The organism is Pedobacter sp. (genome assembly GCF_035566355.1).
In the GTDB taxonomy this organism is placed as follows: domain Bacteria; phylum Bacteroidota; class Bacteroidia; order Sphingobacteriales; family Sphingobacteriaceae; genus Pedobacter.
Genome location: NZ_DATMRL010000247.1, coordinates 1 through 18,558, shown reverse-complemented (window position 1 = coordinate 18,558; position 18,558 = coordinate 1). Strand labels below are relative to the sequence as shown.

Annotated in this window: 13 protein-coding genes; 5 read left to right on the top strand and 8 right to left on the bottom strand. The window is 42.2% G+C overall.

What is annotated here, in order from left to right:
* On the bottom strand, positions 1-235 hold a 235-nt coding region (locus VNZ46_RS09540; protein WP_325559907.1), incomplete at its 3' end, for a response regulator transcription factor.
* Positions 236-441: 206 nt separating this feature from the next.
* Between VNZ46_RS09540 and VNZ46_RS09535 the strand changes: the two genes are divergently transcribed.
* The 5 genes from VNZ46_RS09535 to VNZ46_RS09515 all read left to right on the top strand — a co-directional run bounded on the left by VNZ46_RS09535 (position 442) and on the right by VNZ46_RS09515 (position 3,796).
* The gene (locus VNZ46_RS09535) at positions 442-1,044 is read left to right on the top strand and encodes a YiiX/YebB-like N1pC/P60 family cysteine hydrolase (protein WP_325559906.1); all 603 of its coding nucleotides are present in this window, start codon (positions 442-444) and stop codon (positions 1,042-1,044) included.
* A gap of 162 nt (positions 1,045-1,206) precedes the next feature.
* Entirely contained in the window at positions 1,207-1,710 is a 504-nt protein-coding gene (locus VNZ46_RS09530; protein WP_325559905.1) for a hypothetical protein, read from the top strand.
* 18 nt (positions 1,711-1,728) lie between these two features.
* The gene (locus VNZ46_RS09525; protein ID WP_325559903.1) at positions 1,729-2,370 is read left to right on the top strand and encodes a hypothetical protein; all 642 of its coding nucleotides are present in this window, start codon (positions 1,729-1,731) and stop codon (positions 2,368-2,370) included.
* A 1-nt stretch (position 2,371) separates the two neighbouring features.
* A complete protein-coding gene (locus VNZ46_RS09520; RefSeq protein WP_325559902.1) occupies positions 2,372-3,112 on the top strand; it encodes a sensor histidine kinase in 741 nt (246 codons plus the stop codon).
* An 18-nt stretch (positions 3,113-3,130) separates the two neighbouring features.
* Complete coding sequence (locus VNZ46_RS09515; protein WP_325559900.1) at positions 3,131-3,796, top strand: response regulator transcription factor; 666 nt, start codon at positions 3,131-3,133, stop codon at positions 3,794-3,796.
* Positions 3,797-3,835: 39 nt separating this feature from the next.
* Here VNZ46_RS09515 and VNZ46_RS09510 read toward each other — a convergent pair whose 3' ends face one another.
* The 7 genes from VNZ46_RS09510 to VNZ46_RS09480 all read right to left on the bottom strand — a co-directional run bounded on the left by VNZ46_RS09510 (position 3,836) and on the right by VNZ46_RS09480 (position 18,507).
* Positions 3,836-6,130 (bottom strand): aminotransferase class III-fold pyridoxal phosphate-dependent enzyme, encoded by a 2,295-nt coding sequence (locus tag VNZ46_RS09510; protein ID WP_325559898.1) that lies wholly within the window; start codon positions 6,128-6,130, stop codon positions 3,836-3,838.
* Positions 6,127-8,082, bottom strand: coding sequence for an MGH1-like glycoside hydrolase domain-containing protein (locus VNZ46_RS09505; protein WP_325559897.1), 1,956 nt, complete (start codon positions 8,080-8,082; stop codon positions 6,127-6,129). The genes VNZ46_RS09510 and VNZ46_RS09505 overlap by 4 nt, the downstream gene beginning before the upstream one ends.
* 1 nt (position 8,083) lies before the next feature.
* Positions 8,084-11,215: a glycoside hydrolase family 2 TIM barrel-domain containing protein gene (locus tag VNZ46_RS09500; RefSeq protein ID WP_325559896.1), complete on the bottom strand. Its 3,132-nt coding sequence runs from the start codon at positions 11,213-11,215 to the stop codon at positions 8,084-8,086.
* A gap of 30 nt (positions 11,216-11,245) precedes the next feature.
* Entirely contained in the window at positions 11,246-12,757 is a 1,512-nt protein-coding gene (locus tag VNZ46_RS09495) for a RagB/SusD family nutrient uptake outer membrane protein (RefSeq protein ID WP_325559894.1), read from the bottom strand.
* Positions 12,758-12,774: 17 nt separating this feature from the next.
* On the bottom strand, positions 12,775-15,882 hold the full coding sequence (locus VNZ46_RS09490; RefSeq protein ID WP_325559892.1) for a TonB-dependent receptor: 3,108 nt from the start codon (positions 15,880-15,882) through the stop codon (positions 12,775-12,777).
* A 177-nt stretch (positions 15,883-16,059) separates the two neighbouring features.
* A complete protein-coding gene (locus tag VNZ46_RS09485; protein ID WP_325559890.1) occupies positions 16,060-17,670 on the bottom strand; it encodes a hypothetical protein in 1,611 nt (536 codons plus the stop codon).
* Between the two features lie 72 nt (positions 17,671-17,742).
* Positions 17,743-18,507 (bottom strand): carbonic anhydrase family protein, encoded by a 765-nt coding sequence (locus VNZ46_RS09480; protein ID WP_325559889.1) that lies wholly within the window; start codon positions 18,505-18,507, stop codon positions 17,743-17,745.
* Positions 18,508-18,558 lie beyond the last annotated feature (51 nt).

Here is an 18,558-nt window from a genome sequence, read left to right as displayed (position 1 = left end):
CAGGAATATGTTTTGTAAAGAGATCACTTTTTAAATCTGAACAAATATCTGCACCATCACCATCCGGCAGCATCACATCCAGAATAAACAAATCGGGCACAGAATCCTTTAATTTGGACTTTAATTCACTAAAAGAGGAAGATAACTGCAATTCATATCCTTCATCTTTAAGCAGAAATTCAATAATGTATCTGATGTCAGTATCATCTTCGAGAACATGTATCCTTTTTACCATAATTTAAATATTTGTTGAAATGCTTTAACAGCAACAATATTGCCATAAAATTCAAATCGGGCATATATGTTACATTTTTGTTTAACTTAATCGTTAACGAGTGTTAATTATTTATGAACTGTTTAATAATTATTACATTTTTACGGCCATAACTGATAAAGAACTTCATGATCTCTTTTAAACCATACAATTTTATTTTTTTCCTGATGCTCATTACCTTCGGAAGTTTCGCTCAGCAAAAAATTCACTTAAAATCTGGTGATCTCATTTTCCAGGATCTGGATTGTGGTCCGCTTTGCGATGCTATCAATGCCGTTACACAAGGATATGGAGGCAATAAATTCAGTCATATGGGCATGATCTATCTGCGCAATGATACGGTATACATCATAGAAGCTTCGGGTAGAGATGTACACATGAGTACACTAGAAACCTTTCTTGGCAAGTCCAAACACCCTCATTACATTGGCCGGCTAAAAAAAACATACAGGTCTCTTATACGGCGCGCTTTAACCTATTCTATCCACCAGTTTGGTGTACCCTATGATGATCAATATTTGTATGATAACGGAAAATACTATTGTTCTGAATTGATTTACGATGCCTTTAAATATGCAAATAATGATCATCCGTTCTTTGAGTTGCTTCCAATGACCTATAAACAACCTGGATCTGATACTTATTTCCCGGTATGGAAGGCATATTTTGATCAATTGGGCGTACCGGTTCCAGAAGGCAAACCTGGTTGCAACCCGGGCGGGATTTCACTTTCTCCTAAACTGGACATTCTGGGCGTGTACTCAAATTAACATTAAAAATCTATAGGTATTAATACCTGAATTTTTCAGGCAATTCTACGCTTTCAAAGCACTTTAATTTTGCGTTACTTTGTGTAAACCAACCAAATAGAAGGCCACACAAATAGAACGCGGCTAACGATTTGCATATAATCAACCAAAAATTAAAGTTTTATGAAAACCTTAACCCAATCATTCCCAATCTACATTGCAGGAATCATCTTCCTGCTTGGTTTCTCCAGATGCAGGCAAATTGACCCTGACCAGCGCTATCCGGTGAACATCGACAGTGTACAGGTCCACAAAATTTCCCTGGGTACAGCCATTCAGCTCACCTCCGGGTTCAAGAAAGGCAAAACAGAACTTAACCGCCAGCTCAACAATTCAACCTACCTGGAAAAAGCATTTAATATGCCTTATTCTGAAAGATTTAATAAAGACGCTATACTTGCCCTCCTGAACCAGCACGGTGCAAGTGGGATAAGAATCTATATGGGAAAAGATAGCCTGGGCCTGGTGCGTCTGATCTTAGTAGGGACAGATGGAGAGAATCATGATATCCTGCCAAAAAGATCCAATATCCAGTCTCTGAAGAGCATGTCTTCTGAAGGACTCATTATGGAAACCGGTCAACGTTGTCCTACTATCTGCTCGTTAAGTCAGCTAGAAGGCTATTAACCCTTAAAAAAATGTTTTATGAACCTGCTCTTCACCTTTTTCTTAAGCCAATCCATATTACTGCCCATTTTGATTGCTTTCCTCCGCTTGAGAAAAAATTTCGACCTGCAGTTTCTTCCCTTCATTATTTTACTTGGCATTGCTTTTATCTCTGAAATCAGTAGTTTCTTGCTCGTTGACATCTATCATAAAAGCAATGCCATTTCAACCAATATCTACAGTTTACTCGAATGTCTAATCCTTCTCTATCAGTTCTATCTATGGGGATCTGTTAAACATAAAAAAAAACTTTTTATCTGTCTGGCCTTACTCGCCTCAGGCGTATGGGTGACAGACCATCTGATTTATCAGCATCTCTTCAGTTTCAGACCTTATTTTAGAATTTTCTATGCCTTTATTATCGTATTGCTCAGTATCAATACTATAAATGCCATGATTGTTCAATATAAAGGCAACCTGTTCCGAAATACCAGGTTTCTTCTAAGTATGGGGTTCATCATCTTTTTCATTTATCAGATCATTTATGAAGCCTCATTCTATATTGGGTACGACAAATCACTGATTGCGGGCAAGATCATTCTGTTTTTCGGTTACCTCAATTTTTTCGTAAATGTGATTTTTGCAGCTGCAGTTTATTTCATACCTTCCCGGGAAACTTAATATGGAAGATAAGATTCTTCATACGGTTCTTTTCATTTCCCTGCTTATTGCAGTCATTATCGCTTTTTTTATCATTTCCATCATACGCTACCACCGGCGTTACATCAGCTTGCAGAGAGAAAGGATCCGGGCGGAAATCATGATGCAGGAATCGGAAAGAAAAAGGATTGCCAATGATCTTCATGATAGCCTCGGACCCTTGCTTTCAGCAGTAAAATTAAATATACAAAGTATAGATATACAAGAATCCGAGGATAGCCGGATTATCCACAAAGCAGGGCAGCATATCGATGAAATTATTAAAAGCCTTAGAGAAATATCCTATAATCTAATGCCCAATACGCTAAACAGAAAAGGGCTTACCGATGCTATTGAAGAATATCTTTACCGTTGCAGCTCAGTTCATGGGCTCAAGATTAAATTCCAGGCACCAGGACTGGAAAAAGTTACAGTTGAAAATGAGGTCCACTTATTCAGGATTATACAGGAAACAGTACACAATGCTGTTAAACACGCTAAGGCAACGTTCCTGCAAATCTATACTGTAGAAAAATCGGAGGAACTGGTACTCTACATCAAAGACAATGGTATTGGCTTTGATCTGGAAGAAGTGCAAAAGAGCTCTGCGGGCCTCGGTCTGAAAAGCATGGAGAGCCGCTGCGAACTCATAGGTGCTTCCTGTAAAATACAGACTTCGAAAAACAAGGGCTGTGAAATTATCATTAAAATACCTGTGAATTAATTTGTAAATTAGAACAACATGATTCCCCCAATCACCATTGCAATAGCCGATGACCACGAGATCTTTTTAGATGGTCTATCTTTAATGTTATCCAGACAACAGAACTTCAGCATTTGCGGGCAGGTTTCCAATGGACTACACTTGCTTGAACTTGTGGGCTCAAAGATGCCAGACGTTGTACTTACCGACATTAAAATGCCCGTTATGGATGGAATAGAAACCACAAAATTGATCCGGCAAAAATATCCGGAAGTTAAAGTGATTGCACTATCCATGTTTGACGAAGAGAAGTTGGTCATTGAGATGCTCGAAGCAGGGGCCAGCGGCTATCTGTTAAAAAATGCTCATAAAAATGAGATCATAGATGCAGTGACCAGCGTATACGAAGGTAAAAACTACTATTGCAGCCATACTTCTTCCCTGCTGGCTTCTATGATTGTCCGCAGCCGTTTTAAATCGGGCAAAGAAAAAGAAATCTCCTTTACGGAAAGAGAGAAAGAGATCATCAAATTGATTTGCCAACAATACACTGCTCAGCAAATTGCAGATAAAATATTTTTAAGCAAGAGAACCGTTGAAGGGCACAGAATAAAGATTATGGAGAAGATCAATGCAAAAAATATGGCCGGTCTGGTTATTTTTGCACTCAAGAACAACATCATCAGTGAGGAAGATATATTATAAGGCTATCCAAAAGGATTAGATAGCCCCATAATATTATCATCAATAAGCTTTCAGAACCTCATCTAAATGAACAGCTAAAGCAGATGCATTTTCCATATTAAACACCATTGGCGGTTTAATTTTCAGCACATTATGCAAGGGACCATCTGTACTGATCAGGAAACCACGCTCCTTCATTTTTTCCACAATTTCGTCAATTTGCGGAACCGCAGGGCTCAGATTTTCCCGGTTGGTCACCAATTCTACACCTACAAATAAACCTTTGCCTCTTACATCTCCAATGATCTCGTGCTTCGACATCAGCTTTTTAAGTTCCTCGAGCAGGTAATTTCCTGTTTCCAGCGCTCTTTCCTGCAATTTTTCGTCCCGGATCACTTCCATCACGGCAATTCCGGTTTCCATAGACACGGGGTTTCCACCATAGGTATTAAAATACTCCATACCATTATTAAAAGCTGCAGCTACTTCCTCTGTGACCACCACTGCGGCAAGGGGGTGTCCGTTACCTATAGGTTTACCCAGAACAACAATATCCGGTTCTACATCCTGTAATTCAAAACCCCAGAATTTCTCACCCACTCGTCCAAAGCCCACCTGTACCTCGTCTGCAATACACAAACCACCGGCTTTGCGCACCAGGGCATAAACTTCTTTCAGATAACCATCCGGAAGAGGAATCTGCCCGCCTACACCAAGTAAAGTTTCACAAATAAAGGCAGCAATACCGGTACCTTGTACTTTAAGCCGATTAATAGTGTCTGAAATATCCGAAGCATATTTTTTACCGGCTTCCGGATCTCCGTAACGGTAAGGCCCGCGATAAAGGTCTGGATTCATTCCCTTGTGGATATAAGACTGCTGACCAGCTCCGCCTGGCCCGTCAAATTTATAGGGACTGAGTTCCATAGCGACAGTAGAAGTACCATGATAGGCATGATCCAGTACCATGACATCTCTTTGTTTGGTAAAATGCCTGCTGATCCGGATCGCCAGATCATTTGCCTCGCTACCAGAATTGGTAAAATAACATACTTTCAGCTTTTCAGGTAATGTAGCCGTGAGCAGGCGGGCATATTCTACCAGACTGTCGTGCAGGTAACGGGTATTGGTATTCAGCCTGGCTAGTTGTTTTTGCATGGCCTTAACCACTACCGGGTGGCAATGACCAACATGACTTACGTTATTGACACAATCAATATAAGTTCGTCCCTGATCGTCATAAATATACTGCAGTGCTCCCCGGCTGATTTTCAGATTTTTCCTGTAACTGATACTCAGGTTGGCTCCAATATTCTCTTTTCTTGCTTGCTTTAAAGCCAAATAGGCCTCGTCGGAGACAAAGACAGAAGCATATCCGCAACAAAGGTTAAATCTGTTCCTGGCAAGCAGAGGATTGATCTTTATCCACTGATATAAAAGTGTCCAGGCATCCTCCTCTGAAATAAAGTGGTGCGGATTATTGCTTTGCGTTCTTTGGTGTGCGGAAGTACTTACACTCATAGACAAACGGGCCGCAATGAGGTAATACAATACAGAAAGTTCAGTTTCTGTGAGTGGATAAGTTTTATGATAACTTTTTACCAGCTGCTCTGCGATGGCCAGTGGATCCGGCTGTTTAAACATGGCATAAGTACAGGCAATGGCCAGATTATGCACCAATTGACTTTCCACCATATCTCCAAAATCTATAATTCCCGTAACGGTTCCGTCTTTAATCAGCACATTATAATCGTTCGCATCGTTATGGATAACTGCCTTTCTTAACTGATTTTGCAGGGGTAGTACCTCCATCTCATACTGCAGCAAAAAGTACGCGGCTATGGTTCTTTTTTCATGGTCTTTAATATGCACCAGCTTTTCCCTGCAATCTAATACCCTGGCCAGATCCCATTCCGTATAGCGATAAGCTGCGGGATGCTTGAAATCTTCCAGATACTTATCCATCATGGCCAATTGAGTACCCAGGCTATCCATAACAGCAGGCGGTCGTACAGCCGAATGCCCCATAAAAGTACCGTCCAGATAAGTCAGCACCCTTAATGCCAATAGAGTGCCCTCCTGCACAAAAGAAGTCAAAGCATTACCTTCTTTATTTTTAACCACCTTTTGTATCGCATCATGCCCCTTTTGCGCCAGATGCTGTATCGCTTTTAACTGTGCTTCCAAAAACGGGAACTGATCTGCTCCGCTGGTAATTTTTGCAATAAATTTTTGCCCGGCAAGGTCCTCGAGCAGGAAATTCTGGTCCTCATAGCCCTCCATCTTTTGTACAGAGACTTCCATCCGGTAATGGTCGGTGATGAGTGCTTTAATATAGGTTTCGGAAAGTATCATAACTTGTTTTCTTTTAATAACATTAATAAATGGGCTGCAGACCAGCTGAAATTCATCGCATTTAAGCCCTTGCCAGAGATGGGATGGTAATTTTCACGTATAGGTCCCTGGGCCGAGAGTCCTTCTGCATTTTCCAGGAGTTGCTTCAGCAAACGGGTTGACTCCTTAGCATAGCCATATTGCTGCAATCCGCTTAACCCAAAATATACCTGGTCCAGCCATACCGGGCCCCGCCAGTATCCCTTAAGGGGATCAAATCTCGGGTGATCAGCAGCTAGCGTTGGTAAAGGAACAAACGTATTGAATTTATGCCGATCCAGCATTACTTTTAATACAGCTTCTGCCTGCCCTGCATCGGCAATCCCGCACCACAATGGGATCCATCCTTCAGGCCCTTCGGCCTCCATCCACCGGCCATCCAATAATTTATCATGGTAATAGCCCTTCTCTGCCTGATAAAAAGTTGCGTTTATCTTGCTTTTTAAGGATGCCCGTTGGCTTTCCCACTGTCTGGCCTCTTCGATCAAACCGATGACCTCAGCGATCCGGGCGAGGTAACCCTTTTCTGCATATAAGTAGGCATTTAAGTCTACTGATTCCTGATTAAGCGACCAGGCAGCATCATTGTTCTTCAGTAATTTAGCCAGGTCAAAGCGAACGGCATTATCCATACCGCTTTCCCAGGCAGCAGCGATTCTCGTTCCGTCTGTTGACCCATACTCACAAAGTCCATTCTGGTTGTGGTCCCTATTTGTATACCACCATTGATGGTACTTAACCAGCATGGGATATATATGCTTCAAAAAAGCCAGGTCTGGCGCCTGTTGCTGGATTTTCCATACACTCCAGGCCGCCAAAGGCGGTTTGGTATCCCGCCAGTTGTTTTCTGTTTTATCTGTATACACACAATCAGCCACCATACCATACTTATCCTGATAGTCAAACATGGATAAAATATTGCTTTTGGCCAGTTCGGGATTAAAATAACTTAGCCCAACGGCTTGTTTCCAGCTGTCCCAGCTCCAAAACCCATAAAACCCCTGGTAATTCAGCGAGGGAAAAACCCCGTCATGGAGCAAGTCCTTAGCCCTGGTCCTCCAGTTGGTGATCAAGGTGATTACAGATTTGACTGCCATCCTGCGCTGTATGGGATCTTTGATCGGCTGCCCTGGTGCATTAAAGTATTGATCAAGATAATGGTTCCAGCGCAGCTGGTTTGCCCGTTGCGCTTTTTTAAAATCTGTATGTCCGGCCGAGGAAAGAGTTAAATCTTTTTCAGGGTGATAATGCTGCGTATATACTGTCTGGTAAACCCCGCCTGAGGCCAGGCTTACAGGCAACTGACTAGCCTGATAGGTATCTTTGAGAATCTTAATGTTCTTTTGTCCGGAAAAATTCAAACGAAAAACATGGTCCCTATCAAACAAAACAGCAATACTGTTTTTATCCTTTTTCAATTCAGCATCCTTCAAAAGTACCTGACCAGACCAACTCAACTCCAGTTTACGCTTATGTAAGGAAAGATTAGAGACCTGTGTTTGCACCATAGCTTCTGTACTGGAAACATAAATAAGCCGTAGTGTGATCCGGAGCTGTGCTACCTGGATTTCCTGTTCCAGCATTCCAGGATAATAATGCTGGGCTATCCGTCCTTTTTTCAGATCTATAACCCTCCCCATTTCCTTCACTGATAATTTAGCGATCGAATTGGCCAGCCACTGACCCTTCATATCCATGACCAAAGGGCCGATAAAAGAACCGTAGTCTCCGCTGTCCGAAGGTAAGGTATAGGCATGCCATGCACCTAAATCGGCAAATACATTCGTTTCAATTCGGTCGGCCCCTTTAACTTGATAACCTAACTTTAAAACATCGGGGAAACTGCTCCGGGTATTTTGCGCATAAGAAAAACTCAGCCCAAAACTGAGTAGTACAAAAAATAATTTCTTCATCTTAAGGTTTAGACTTCTCTGTTAATTGTTCATTTTTAAAAATTGGCCGCAACGTAAAAGAATAGGCATAATTCTGGTAGGGAAGCCTGTACTGTGGATGAGTTTGTGCTCCCCAGCTATTGTCGCCACCTACTCCCATCTGTTGATGATCTATATTCCACCAGATCAAATTTTCGTTCTTCATAGATCCTCCATGCACATTCTTGGGCGCATTTTTATCAAAATCAAGGTGCTTCATGTCAAAATGCAGGATACCTGTACTTAATAGCGAAGTACCTGCAATAGCCATTAAGCCTTCTCCATTGCTGTTCTGCAGGGCTACCCAGCGGATACTGGTCCGGTAACCACTCTCCTGTGCCCTTGGATATGGATAAAACAAAGAATCTGCGGGCATGCGGTACACATCAGTATGTGCAGCGTAATTCCGGTCTGCATAATTATCAAAAGGCCCTTTGCCAAGCCAGCTGGCCTGATCAAATTCCGGGTTCAGGATCACCCTCATACCAATCCTTTGCGGTTCAGCCACAGAACGGGTACCCGTCTTCATATTATAACTCACTTCTACATCCCCGCTGCTATAAATGGTATACCTGGTGGTGATGGTACTGCCTACTGCAGGCAGCTCATGTATCGTCTCTATTACTGCCCTGTCTTTACCCGCCATGGTGTTTTTGAATGATTTCAGTTCTGCTGTCTGAAAAGCATTTTGCCAAACCTTACTCCGGATCTGCAGGCTGTTGCCAATATCATTATCGGTTGCTGCCCTCCAGAAATGCGGTTCCAAAGCTTGTTGTATCACAGGCCTGCCTAAAATCTCGTAGGCTTCCAGTAAGCCGGTTTTTTGGTTAAATCCAATCATTATATCTTTCCCATAAAGGCGAAGATGCTCCCCCTCCACTTGTTTCTTCAACTTCTCCCTTTTTCCTGCCACTGCTACTGCCAGCTTAACCTCAAATGGAAGTTTAAACTGCTCTTTTGCTATAATGAAATCCTTGTCTAACAACCCGGATGCACTCTCGGTATACGCTTCCAGCGTCAGGAAATATTCAACACCAGGTCTAGCTTCAAATGCTGGAACCTCTATATTTACCTCCTTTTCCTCCTGTGGACCAAGTAATACTTCAGGTAGTTTTCCCGAGCAGATCAGCATCCCATCCCCTTTTATGAACCAACGCAGGCCATAAGCAGATAAATTGGTAAAATCAAACCTGTTTCTAATGTTGAACTTGTAATTTTTAAGATCAACCGTATCGAAAGAAATATTCTGATAAACCTTTTGTAATTCATAGGCCTGCGGATGGAAAGTACGATCTGAATTTAACAATCCGTCGGCACAAAAACTGGTATCGCTGGTCAGACCTACAGTCCCCATGTCCCGGCCATAGGCCCAAATCTTATTGCCTTTTTCATCCTTACGGGCAAAAGTCTGATCAGAAAAATCCCAGATAAAGCCACCTTGTAACTGTTTATGCTTATAAATCAAATCCCAGTCATCCTTTAAATTACCACCGCTATTGCCCATCATATGGGCATACTCGCACTGAATCATCGGTCTGCTCCTCCAGGTTTTCACATAGTTCTCCATAATATTAATGGATTTGTACATTGGACAGTAGATGTCTGAATAGCGTTCATCTTTTGTGGCTTCATATTGTACCGGACGGGTCTTGTCTTTTGACTTGATCCAATTGTAAGTGGCTACAAAATTGGCCCCAAATCCACTTTCATTGCCTAGAGACCAGGTAATGATACAGGTAAAGTTTTTGTCCCGCTCCCACATACGCTGTGTACGATCCATATAGGAATTTATCCATTCCGGCTGGCCTGAAAGGGTTTCCATCGGCGTAAAACTCATACCATCGCATTCCAGATTCACCTCGTCTATAACATATAAACCGTACTGGTCACAGAGTTCATACCAGCGTTCTCCATTGGGATAATGACTGGCTCTTACTGCATTAATGTTCATTTGCTTCATGAGGCGAATGTCCCGAAGCATATCGGCCTCCGTAATTACTTTACCCGTCAGCATATTGTGCTCATGGCGATTTACCCCTTTGATCTTAATAGCCTGGCCATTGAGCAGGAAAAGCCCGCCTTTAACTTCAGCTGTTCTGAAGCCAATTTTACGGGTAATACTTTCTACTTCTGCCCCCTGTGCATTCAGATGCCTGATGGTAAGGGTGTACAGATTTGGATGTTCAGCATTCCAGGCCTTAACCTCATTGATCCTGGAAGCAAAATTAAAACTCCCTACAGTTTTCAGCAGCTGTTTTTCCTGGAAAACCGTTTTTCCGGAAACATCCGTCAGTTCCACCTTTAGACTGCCTGTTTCGGTTTTTGCAGGTTGTCTGTTGAATTCCACATTCAGGTCAAAAAGCCCGTTCTTATAGACGCTGTCGAGTGTCGCCTTGATGCGAAAATCCGCGATATGAAAGACAGGTCTTGCGATCAGAAAAACACCTCTTTCAATCCCACTTAACTTCCACATATCCTGTCCTTCCAGATAGGTAGCATCGCTGAAGCGAAAAACTTGCAGGGACACGGTATTCTTACCTTTTTTCAGGACTTTGGTAATATCAAACTCTGTTGGTGTCTTGCTGTCTTTGCTAAAGCCTATCGGCTGTCCATTGATCCATATATAGAAGAAGGAATTAACCGCACCGAGATGGATAAATACTTGTTTACCTGCCCAGGCAGGATCCAGGATAAAATCGCGCTGATAGGATCCAACCGGATTATAGTCTTTGGGTACAAAGGGTGGGTTTGGCGGGATAGGGTATTCCACATCTGTAAAAATGTATTTATCGTAACCTTCCGTTTGCCAGTGTGCAGGAACCTTTATCTGGCCCCAGTCTTTGGTCTGTTTCGTATCCTTAAAAAAATCCAAAGACCTTAATGATGGATTCTGAACGATTTTAAACCTCCACATCCCATCCAAAGATTGCATCATGGGCTGGTTTGGAAGGAACCAGGCATGAGGTTTTACTACATTCCTGGAGGGTATGGATGGATTTTCCCAGTCTGCATTCTGCCCTTTCATCAGCACAGGCGTCAGGAATAAGGCGAAGCAAATTAAAACAAAGAATTTAAGACATTTCATGGGCATATAATGATGGAAGGCTATTTTCATAGCCTTCCAAATGATAGATTCAGATCTTATTTATTGAGCATCAGGGTTATTGGTCACCTCTTTAAGCGGCGTTGGATAAAAGGCCTTATCGGGACTGAAACTTCTTCCTGCAGCTTGCATATTCTGGCTAAGCAGGCCCCATCTTCGCAGGTCATAAAACCGACTGCCCTCCAGCGTAAATTCCATCACCCTTTCATGTACAATCTGGTTAAATACCGTTTGCTGATCGCCCGAAGGCGCATCTGGCAAACCAGCCCTCTTACGCACCAGGTTAATATATTTAGAGGCCTCCGCATTGTTCTGCGCATTTAAGACTTCAGCATACATCAACAACACATCGGCATAACGCATTAAAGGAAAATTGATGGCATTAGATAAACCAATACGATCTGGAGTTGCCGGTATCCATTTACGAAAAGCAATGGTCTTTGCAGTTGCACCAAATAATGCATTATATGTACTTCCGTAAATCTGCGGATCTGCAGGATTGTTAAAATAAGGATCATTGAAATACAAAGTCTGGTATACTCTTGCATCGTATTTACCACTGGCTATTTTGCCTTCCTTGGTCATCTCGTTCAGCAAACGTGGTGTACCATAGATTTCACCGTAGCCACCCAGTTCTGATGCGGCCACCCAATCGCTCAGATAAGAACGGTAATAGGCCCCACTAGAAGCATCAGCCGTCTGCTGCAATTCAAAAACAGACTCCACACTGTTTTTAGTCACGCCATTAAACATATCCACAAACTTGGGGTCCAGGCTGTACTCTGCAGAAAGGATTACTTTTTGCAGCCAACCAGCAGACTCCGTATAATAAGTGTTATTTTTGTCTTCTCCTGCGCGATACAGATATACTTTACCTAAATAAGCTTCAGCCGCACCCTTTGTTACCCTGCCCAGCTCTGTGGCCGGACGAGCAGATCTTAAAGGAAGATTCGGCTCTGCCTCTTTCAAGTCTTTCAAAATGAAATCATAGACTTCTGCACGGGAAGAAAAGGGCTTAGACAAGTCCGCTTCTGAAGTAGGAACTTTATCCCGAATGATGACTTTACTGAAATTATTAAGCAGTTTAAAATGGTAATAGGCACGCAAGAATTTTGCCTCTGCTAAAAATTGATTCTTACTTGCGTCATCAATCGCTGTACTGTTCATTTTACCCAGACCTTCGATCACCTGATTGGAAAAATTGATGCCCTTGTAGTTTTCTCTCCAAAGCAGATCTATAGCATAATTTCCCGAAGTGAAATTAAAATTATAATGCTCGGTCCACCAGGGATAGTTATAGGCATCAGCTCCCGGGACTACATAATCTTCGCGATAAAATTCTCTTACTGACCTGGCCTCTACATAATTATCCCAGGCAACAAAGCCTTCCAGCTGGGAGTAGGCCGAAGCCAGTCCAGACAAGGCATGTTCTTTACTGGTCCAGAAATTATCTACAGTTAACTGGTCTGGAATATTTTGTTCCAGTTCGCTTTTTTTACATCCTGCAACTGCCAGCAGCAGGCAAAGGAATATATATAGTTTTTTTGTGTTCATCAGAAAATAGAATTAGGTTAAAAAGTGAGTTGAAGACCAGCCAGTAATCTCTTGTTCTGAGGATAAAGCATGCGGTCTACTCCTGTATCCAGTACTGTGAAATTGCCTACTTCGGGATCAAGACCTGAATATTTAGTGATCGTAACCAGGTTCTGGGCACTTAAATACACTCTTAACCGGTTGACCTTCATCTTTTGAAGCACCTTAGCCGGGAGCGTATAACCCAATTGTATCAGTTTTAACCTCAGGTAAGCTCCATTTTCCAAAAACCGGGTCGATTCTCTGGCATTTCCATTTGGATCACCAAGCACTGCACGAGGCATATCTGTATTGGTGTGCTGAGGTGTCCAGGCATCCAGCGTGGTGGAAAGGAAATTTCTTCCGGCATCCATACCTTCCAGTTCAAAACGGTTACCATTATAGATCTTATTGCCCCCTACGCCCTGCCAGAAAAGTGACAAGTCAAAATTCTTATAATTTACGCTCATGTTTAAGCTATACTCCACTCTGGCAAAACCTGAGCCCTGGTAAGTCTTGTCTTTCTCGTCAATTACCCCGTCTCCATTGGTATCCCGGAACCTCACATCACCAGCTTTGGCGTCCGGCTGTAAACGCTCACCAGCTGAATTTTTATAATTGGCAGCTTCTGCATCAGACTGAAACAGGCCATTGGCTTCGTACAGATAGAAAGCACCGATTTCTTTACCTACCCGGGTTTGTGTAGGAATATGGTCTGTTCCGTACCTTAATCCGGTTCCCATTAATATCTGATCGGTATTGGCCAGGCTGATCACTCTGTTTCTCAACAAACTGAACGCACCACCAAAATCAAAATGCCAGTCTTCTCTTGAGAATTTATAATTGGCTTCCAGTTCCAGTCCTTTGTTGGCAATCTTTCCTACGTTCAGGATGGGGTTATTTAATCCAGCCGATGGCGGTACTTCTTTGGTGATCAGTAAACCGTCGGTGGTGTTGTTAAAATAGTTTAATGATCCTGTCAACGCATTGTTGAACAGACCAAAGTCAAGTCCAATATTTGTAGATTTTATAGTTTCCCAGCGCAAATCCCTGTTCAGTAGAGAATAACTGGCCGAACCTGGCCATGGTGTAGCCCCTGAACCTTGTACATAACCTCCTGCCCAGGTATTGACAGTAGTAATAAGGGCCTGATGGTCATAAAAGCCCAACGCGCCTTCATTACCCAGCTCGCCATAACTTGCCCTGAGTTTTAAAGCATTTAACCAGGTTGTTTCTTTCAGGAAATTCTCTTTATTGATGTTCCAGCCTGCAGACACAGAAGGGAATACCCCATATCTTCTGTCCTCTCCAAATACGGAAGAGCCATCCCGACGCACGGAAACCTGTAACAAATATTTATTGTCGTAGGCATAGTTAAATCTACCCAGTGTAGACAGGCGAACATATTTATTGTTGGATCCGGTAGCATTAAAAGTACCACCCAGGCCTGCATTGATGGTGTTAAAATCCGGATTGCTAAAACCTGCAGGCACTTCCGTTTCTACAATTTTGCCATTCACCACCGTGCGGACAATGGTCTTACCATCTACAGTTGCGCTCAGATACCGGTTGGTTTTCTCCTGTGCGGTATAGCCTGCAAGCAGTTTAAAACTGTGTTTATCGATATCAAAGTCGTAGTTGAGTAAATGCTCCATCAAACGCTCTTTATAGTTAGAGATTTTGTCATACACCTGTGGATAAGACACTGCAGGATCGTTGGCATTGGCTCTATAGGGCGGATGGTGGGAATAATCTTCTTGCTGTGAAGAGATATAACTGAGGTTAGCCGTATACTTCAGTCCCTTATACAACTGAAGTCCCACCTTCATATTGGCGGCCAGATATTTGATTTTGGTATTGGCTTCCAGGAAATGATCAGCCGCTATCGGATTCTGAAATTTAGGCAAACCATTTTCAGTCAATGCGTATCCGTATTTTTCCTTCGTGTCATATACAGGTAGTAAAGGTGACTGGAAATAGGCATCTTTAACATCAAATTTTGCTGGCTCAGACATGGTTTCCGTATAGGTAATGTTACTTCCCACAGTCAGTATGCCCTTTGTAAAATCATTCCTCGATTTAAAAGACTTTTTATTAAAACTCGATCCAATAAATGTCCCTTTATCGTCGGTCAGGTCACCGCTCAAAGCATAGGTCAGGTAGTCTCCTCCCCCACTTAAACCCAGGTTATAGTTTTGTGAAATGCCCTGACGGTTGATCAGCTTCTGCCAGTCGGTATTGTTATTACTGGCTTTAGTGATATAGGCAGGAAAATCCGGTGCCGATTCACCAGCATTGGTATACATTTGATTGTGCACCTGCTTATAGCCATTCGCATCCAGGAAACTGTATTTTTTTGTCGGATTAACCGCGCTGTAGTAACCTGAAAAATCAATTATTGGCGCTCCTTTTTTACCTTTTTTGGTCGTGATGAGAATGACCCCGTTGGCACTATTAGAGCCATAGATAGAGGCAGCAGCACCGTCCTTCAGCACCTCAACAGAAGCAACATCATTACTACTTAAATAATATGGATCGCCTGGAACGCCATCAATGATGTACAATGGCTGGTGTACGCCAAAAGTTCCCACACCCCTTAAACGAACATCTGAAGACTGACCTGGATTACCTCCAGGGCTGCTAACAGATAAGCCCGCAACACGTCCTTGTAAAGCATTTACAGGATTATTGGACGCGACCTGGTCCAACTTTTCTCCGCTTACAGAACTGACCGCACTGGTCAGGTTACTTTTTTTCTGAGTACCATAGCCCACCACAACCACTTCGTCCAGTCCTTTCATATCCATAACCATCTTTATAATGATATCTTTCCCTGGAACAACGGGAATTTCCTGTGTTTTAAAACTGACCGCTGAGAAAATCAGAATGTCCTTTGCAGTCGCTCTAATCGAAAAACTGCCATCTGCGGCTGATGTAGTTCCCGTAGTACTCCCTTTTATCTTGATGCTAATGCCGGCTACCGGCTGATCGATCTCATTTAAGACCTGTCCTTTGACCAGGGTATTCTGGGCATAGACACCTCCCCCCAGGAAGATCAGAAGCAGCCCAAAAAGGAAATGAATTGACCATCGTAAATTTTTAATCATAATATTTGGTTTGAGTTGATAAATATCCAGACCTCTGGCCTGGCTGCATTGGTTACTCAAACCTAAAGATTACGAAAGGCAAAAAACGAAGGAACCTACCCCTACATCGAACACAAACTACCCCTACACGACCTCTACATAAGGCCATAGAAGCCCTTTAAAGCAATATTCAGACCCTTAAAAAGATTTTAGAAAATCATTGAGACTATCGGTAGGATTCAGTCCAAAATGTTTGCGCAAACGGTACCTCGCCATTTCAGCTGACTTAACAGAAATATTGTTCAGAGACGCAATTTCTTTGATCGACAGACTTAGACGGATCTGCGCACAAAGCCGGCGTTCGTTTTGGGTCAGATCAGGAAATTTCTGCTGCAGGTTATAAAAGAAATCCTGGTATTTAGTTTCTATCTGCAAATTGAAATCTTCCACATATTTTTCAATATTGATGTCATACCGAAATTTATGGATCAGCTTATGCAGCTTTAAGGATATTTCTGCGGAACCAGATTTGTCCAGTACGCTCAATTCTTCGATAAAATTAGTTATGAGCTCATTCCGATGTGACATATATAGAGCATAATTTTTCAGCTCCATATTATTGAACTCCAATTTATTATTTAAGGCTTGCTGTTTAATTTCTGCAAGCTCTGTGTTCTTCCTTTGCCTGCTCCGCAGTTTATTATACAGCAAAAACCCAATAATGACCAACAGCACAATAATAATGGCCAATGTATTCCGTTGATAGGACTTCATGCTTTTCTCCAGGGAAAGGGCTTTGATTTGCCGCTCCTTATCCTGCGCCTCCCTCTTCATCGTCATAGAAAGCAAAGCATTTACTTTATTCTTGGATAGAAATTCTTCTCTTATCGCATTATACTTTTGAATATTTTCATAAGCTTTTTGGTAGTTACCAGTTAACTGGTAGAGCTGTGAGGAAACCTTATAATTATCGAGCAGGTTTTCCTTCTTAGAGTTCGAGCTGGATTGGCTGATATAAAACAGCGCTTTATCCAGTGATTCCTTTGCTTCCGTATAACGACCAAGTTTTACCAATGAAAAAGCCATCTGGTTATGAACTTCTGCAAGAGAAAGCACCTGCCCGGTTGAATATTCGAGCGATTTATTAAAGTAAAGAATGGCCTGTTTATAGTCATCTTCATTATTACTACTGATACCTAAATTATTATAAGCCGCACTGATCAGTACTTTTTTATGAAGACGTTCTGCCTCTGCCAGTACCTGTTTAAAGTAAACTGCCGCCTTCTTAAATTCATTTTTCAACTGGTAACTCAAGCCAATTCCATTTAAAGAAACCGAAGCTTTATTTTCATTATGTGTTTTCTTGTACAGCTCATAGGCCATGGTATGGTACTTCAATGCAAGCTCTGCATTTTCCACATCGTAATAAATCCAGCCCAATAAAGTATAGTTGGCACCGATCTGCTCCTGGGTTCCTTTTACTCTGTAGATTTCCAGCGCCTTAAAAGCATATTCAAGTGCCAGATCATAAATATCATTGTACAAATAACCTTCAGCGAGGATGACCATAGCATCCGCTTCCTGCTCCTTTAATTTATTTTCGTAAGCCAGCAGGTAGGCTTGATAGGCATAGGCGATGGCCTGATTGGTAGAGTCCTGGTTCAGACGTTTTGCTTTCTGATTCAGTAAGGCAATTTTCTGCTTGACCGGATCTCTTTCAGATTGACCAAAGCAAGAAATACAAATTAAAAATAAAGCAGCAAGAACAGCAGTCCTGAACACTGCAGCCATCCCAATTTTATTCAGCATATCTGGTTATTTTCCGATCGTCTTTGTTATGAATAGACATCCTGTTGTTAAAGATAGAATCTTTAAAGGCAATTACACGGAAAAATTTACTTTGCCTGTCCCCATATCGTATACAGCACCGACAATAAGGATTTTTCCTTCTTCCTCCATTTCTTTCAGAATCGGGCTATGCTCTCTTATATTGCGCACACTGAGTTTCACATTCTCTTCGCAGACATGGTGCATATATTTCGCATTGGCAGATGTCTTTTCACCTACAAAATCATTACTAGATAGCACCGCGGGCCGTATTTTAGCCAGTAATGGAGTGATATTCCCCAACTTGACATCGTCAATAGCAGATTTAATAGCACCACAGTGCTCGTGTCCAAGAACAAGAATCACCTTGGAGCCTGAAACTTTGCAGGCATACTCCAAACTCCCAAGGATATCCTCATTGACAATATTTCCCGCAACCCTGGCGACAAAAATATCACCGATACCCCGATGAAAAACATCCTCTACCGGAACTCTGGAATCCAGACAGGACAACACAACCGCAAGTGGATACTGACCCAAAGAGGCCTGACGAATTCTTTCAGAATTGTTTCTCACGGTTAAGGCCCCTTCTACAAATTCCCGGTTCCCCTCTTTTAAAATAGCAAGTACGGTATCAGGCGCAAGGGCAGACTGCTCTTCTGCAGTAAGTACTTTTCCAGCAATCACCTCCTTTTTGTCAATACTCATTTCATCTTCCGCAGCATCTTGTTGAGTTCTAGCCTGATTTTTGCCCTTTAAGACAAATAAAATAACCATTACAGTTAGGGATAAAACGAGTAGGGTATCTAAAATGCTCATTAATGCCGAAGTTTAAATTTGCAGCACAATTGTAGTTATTTAGACTTAAAA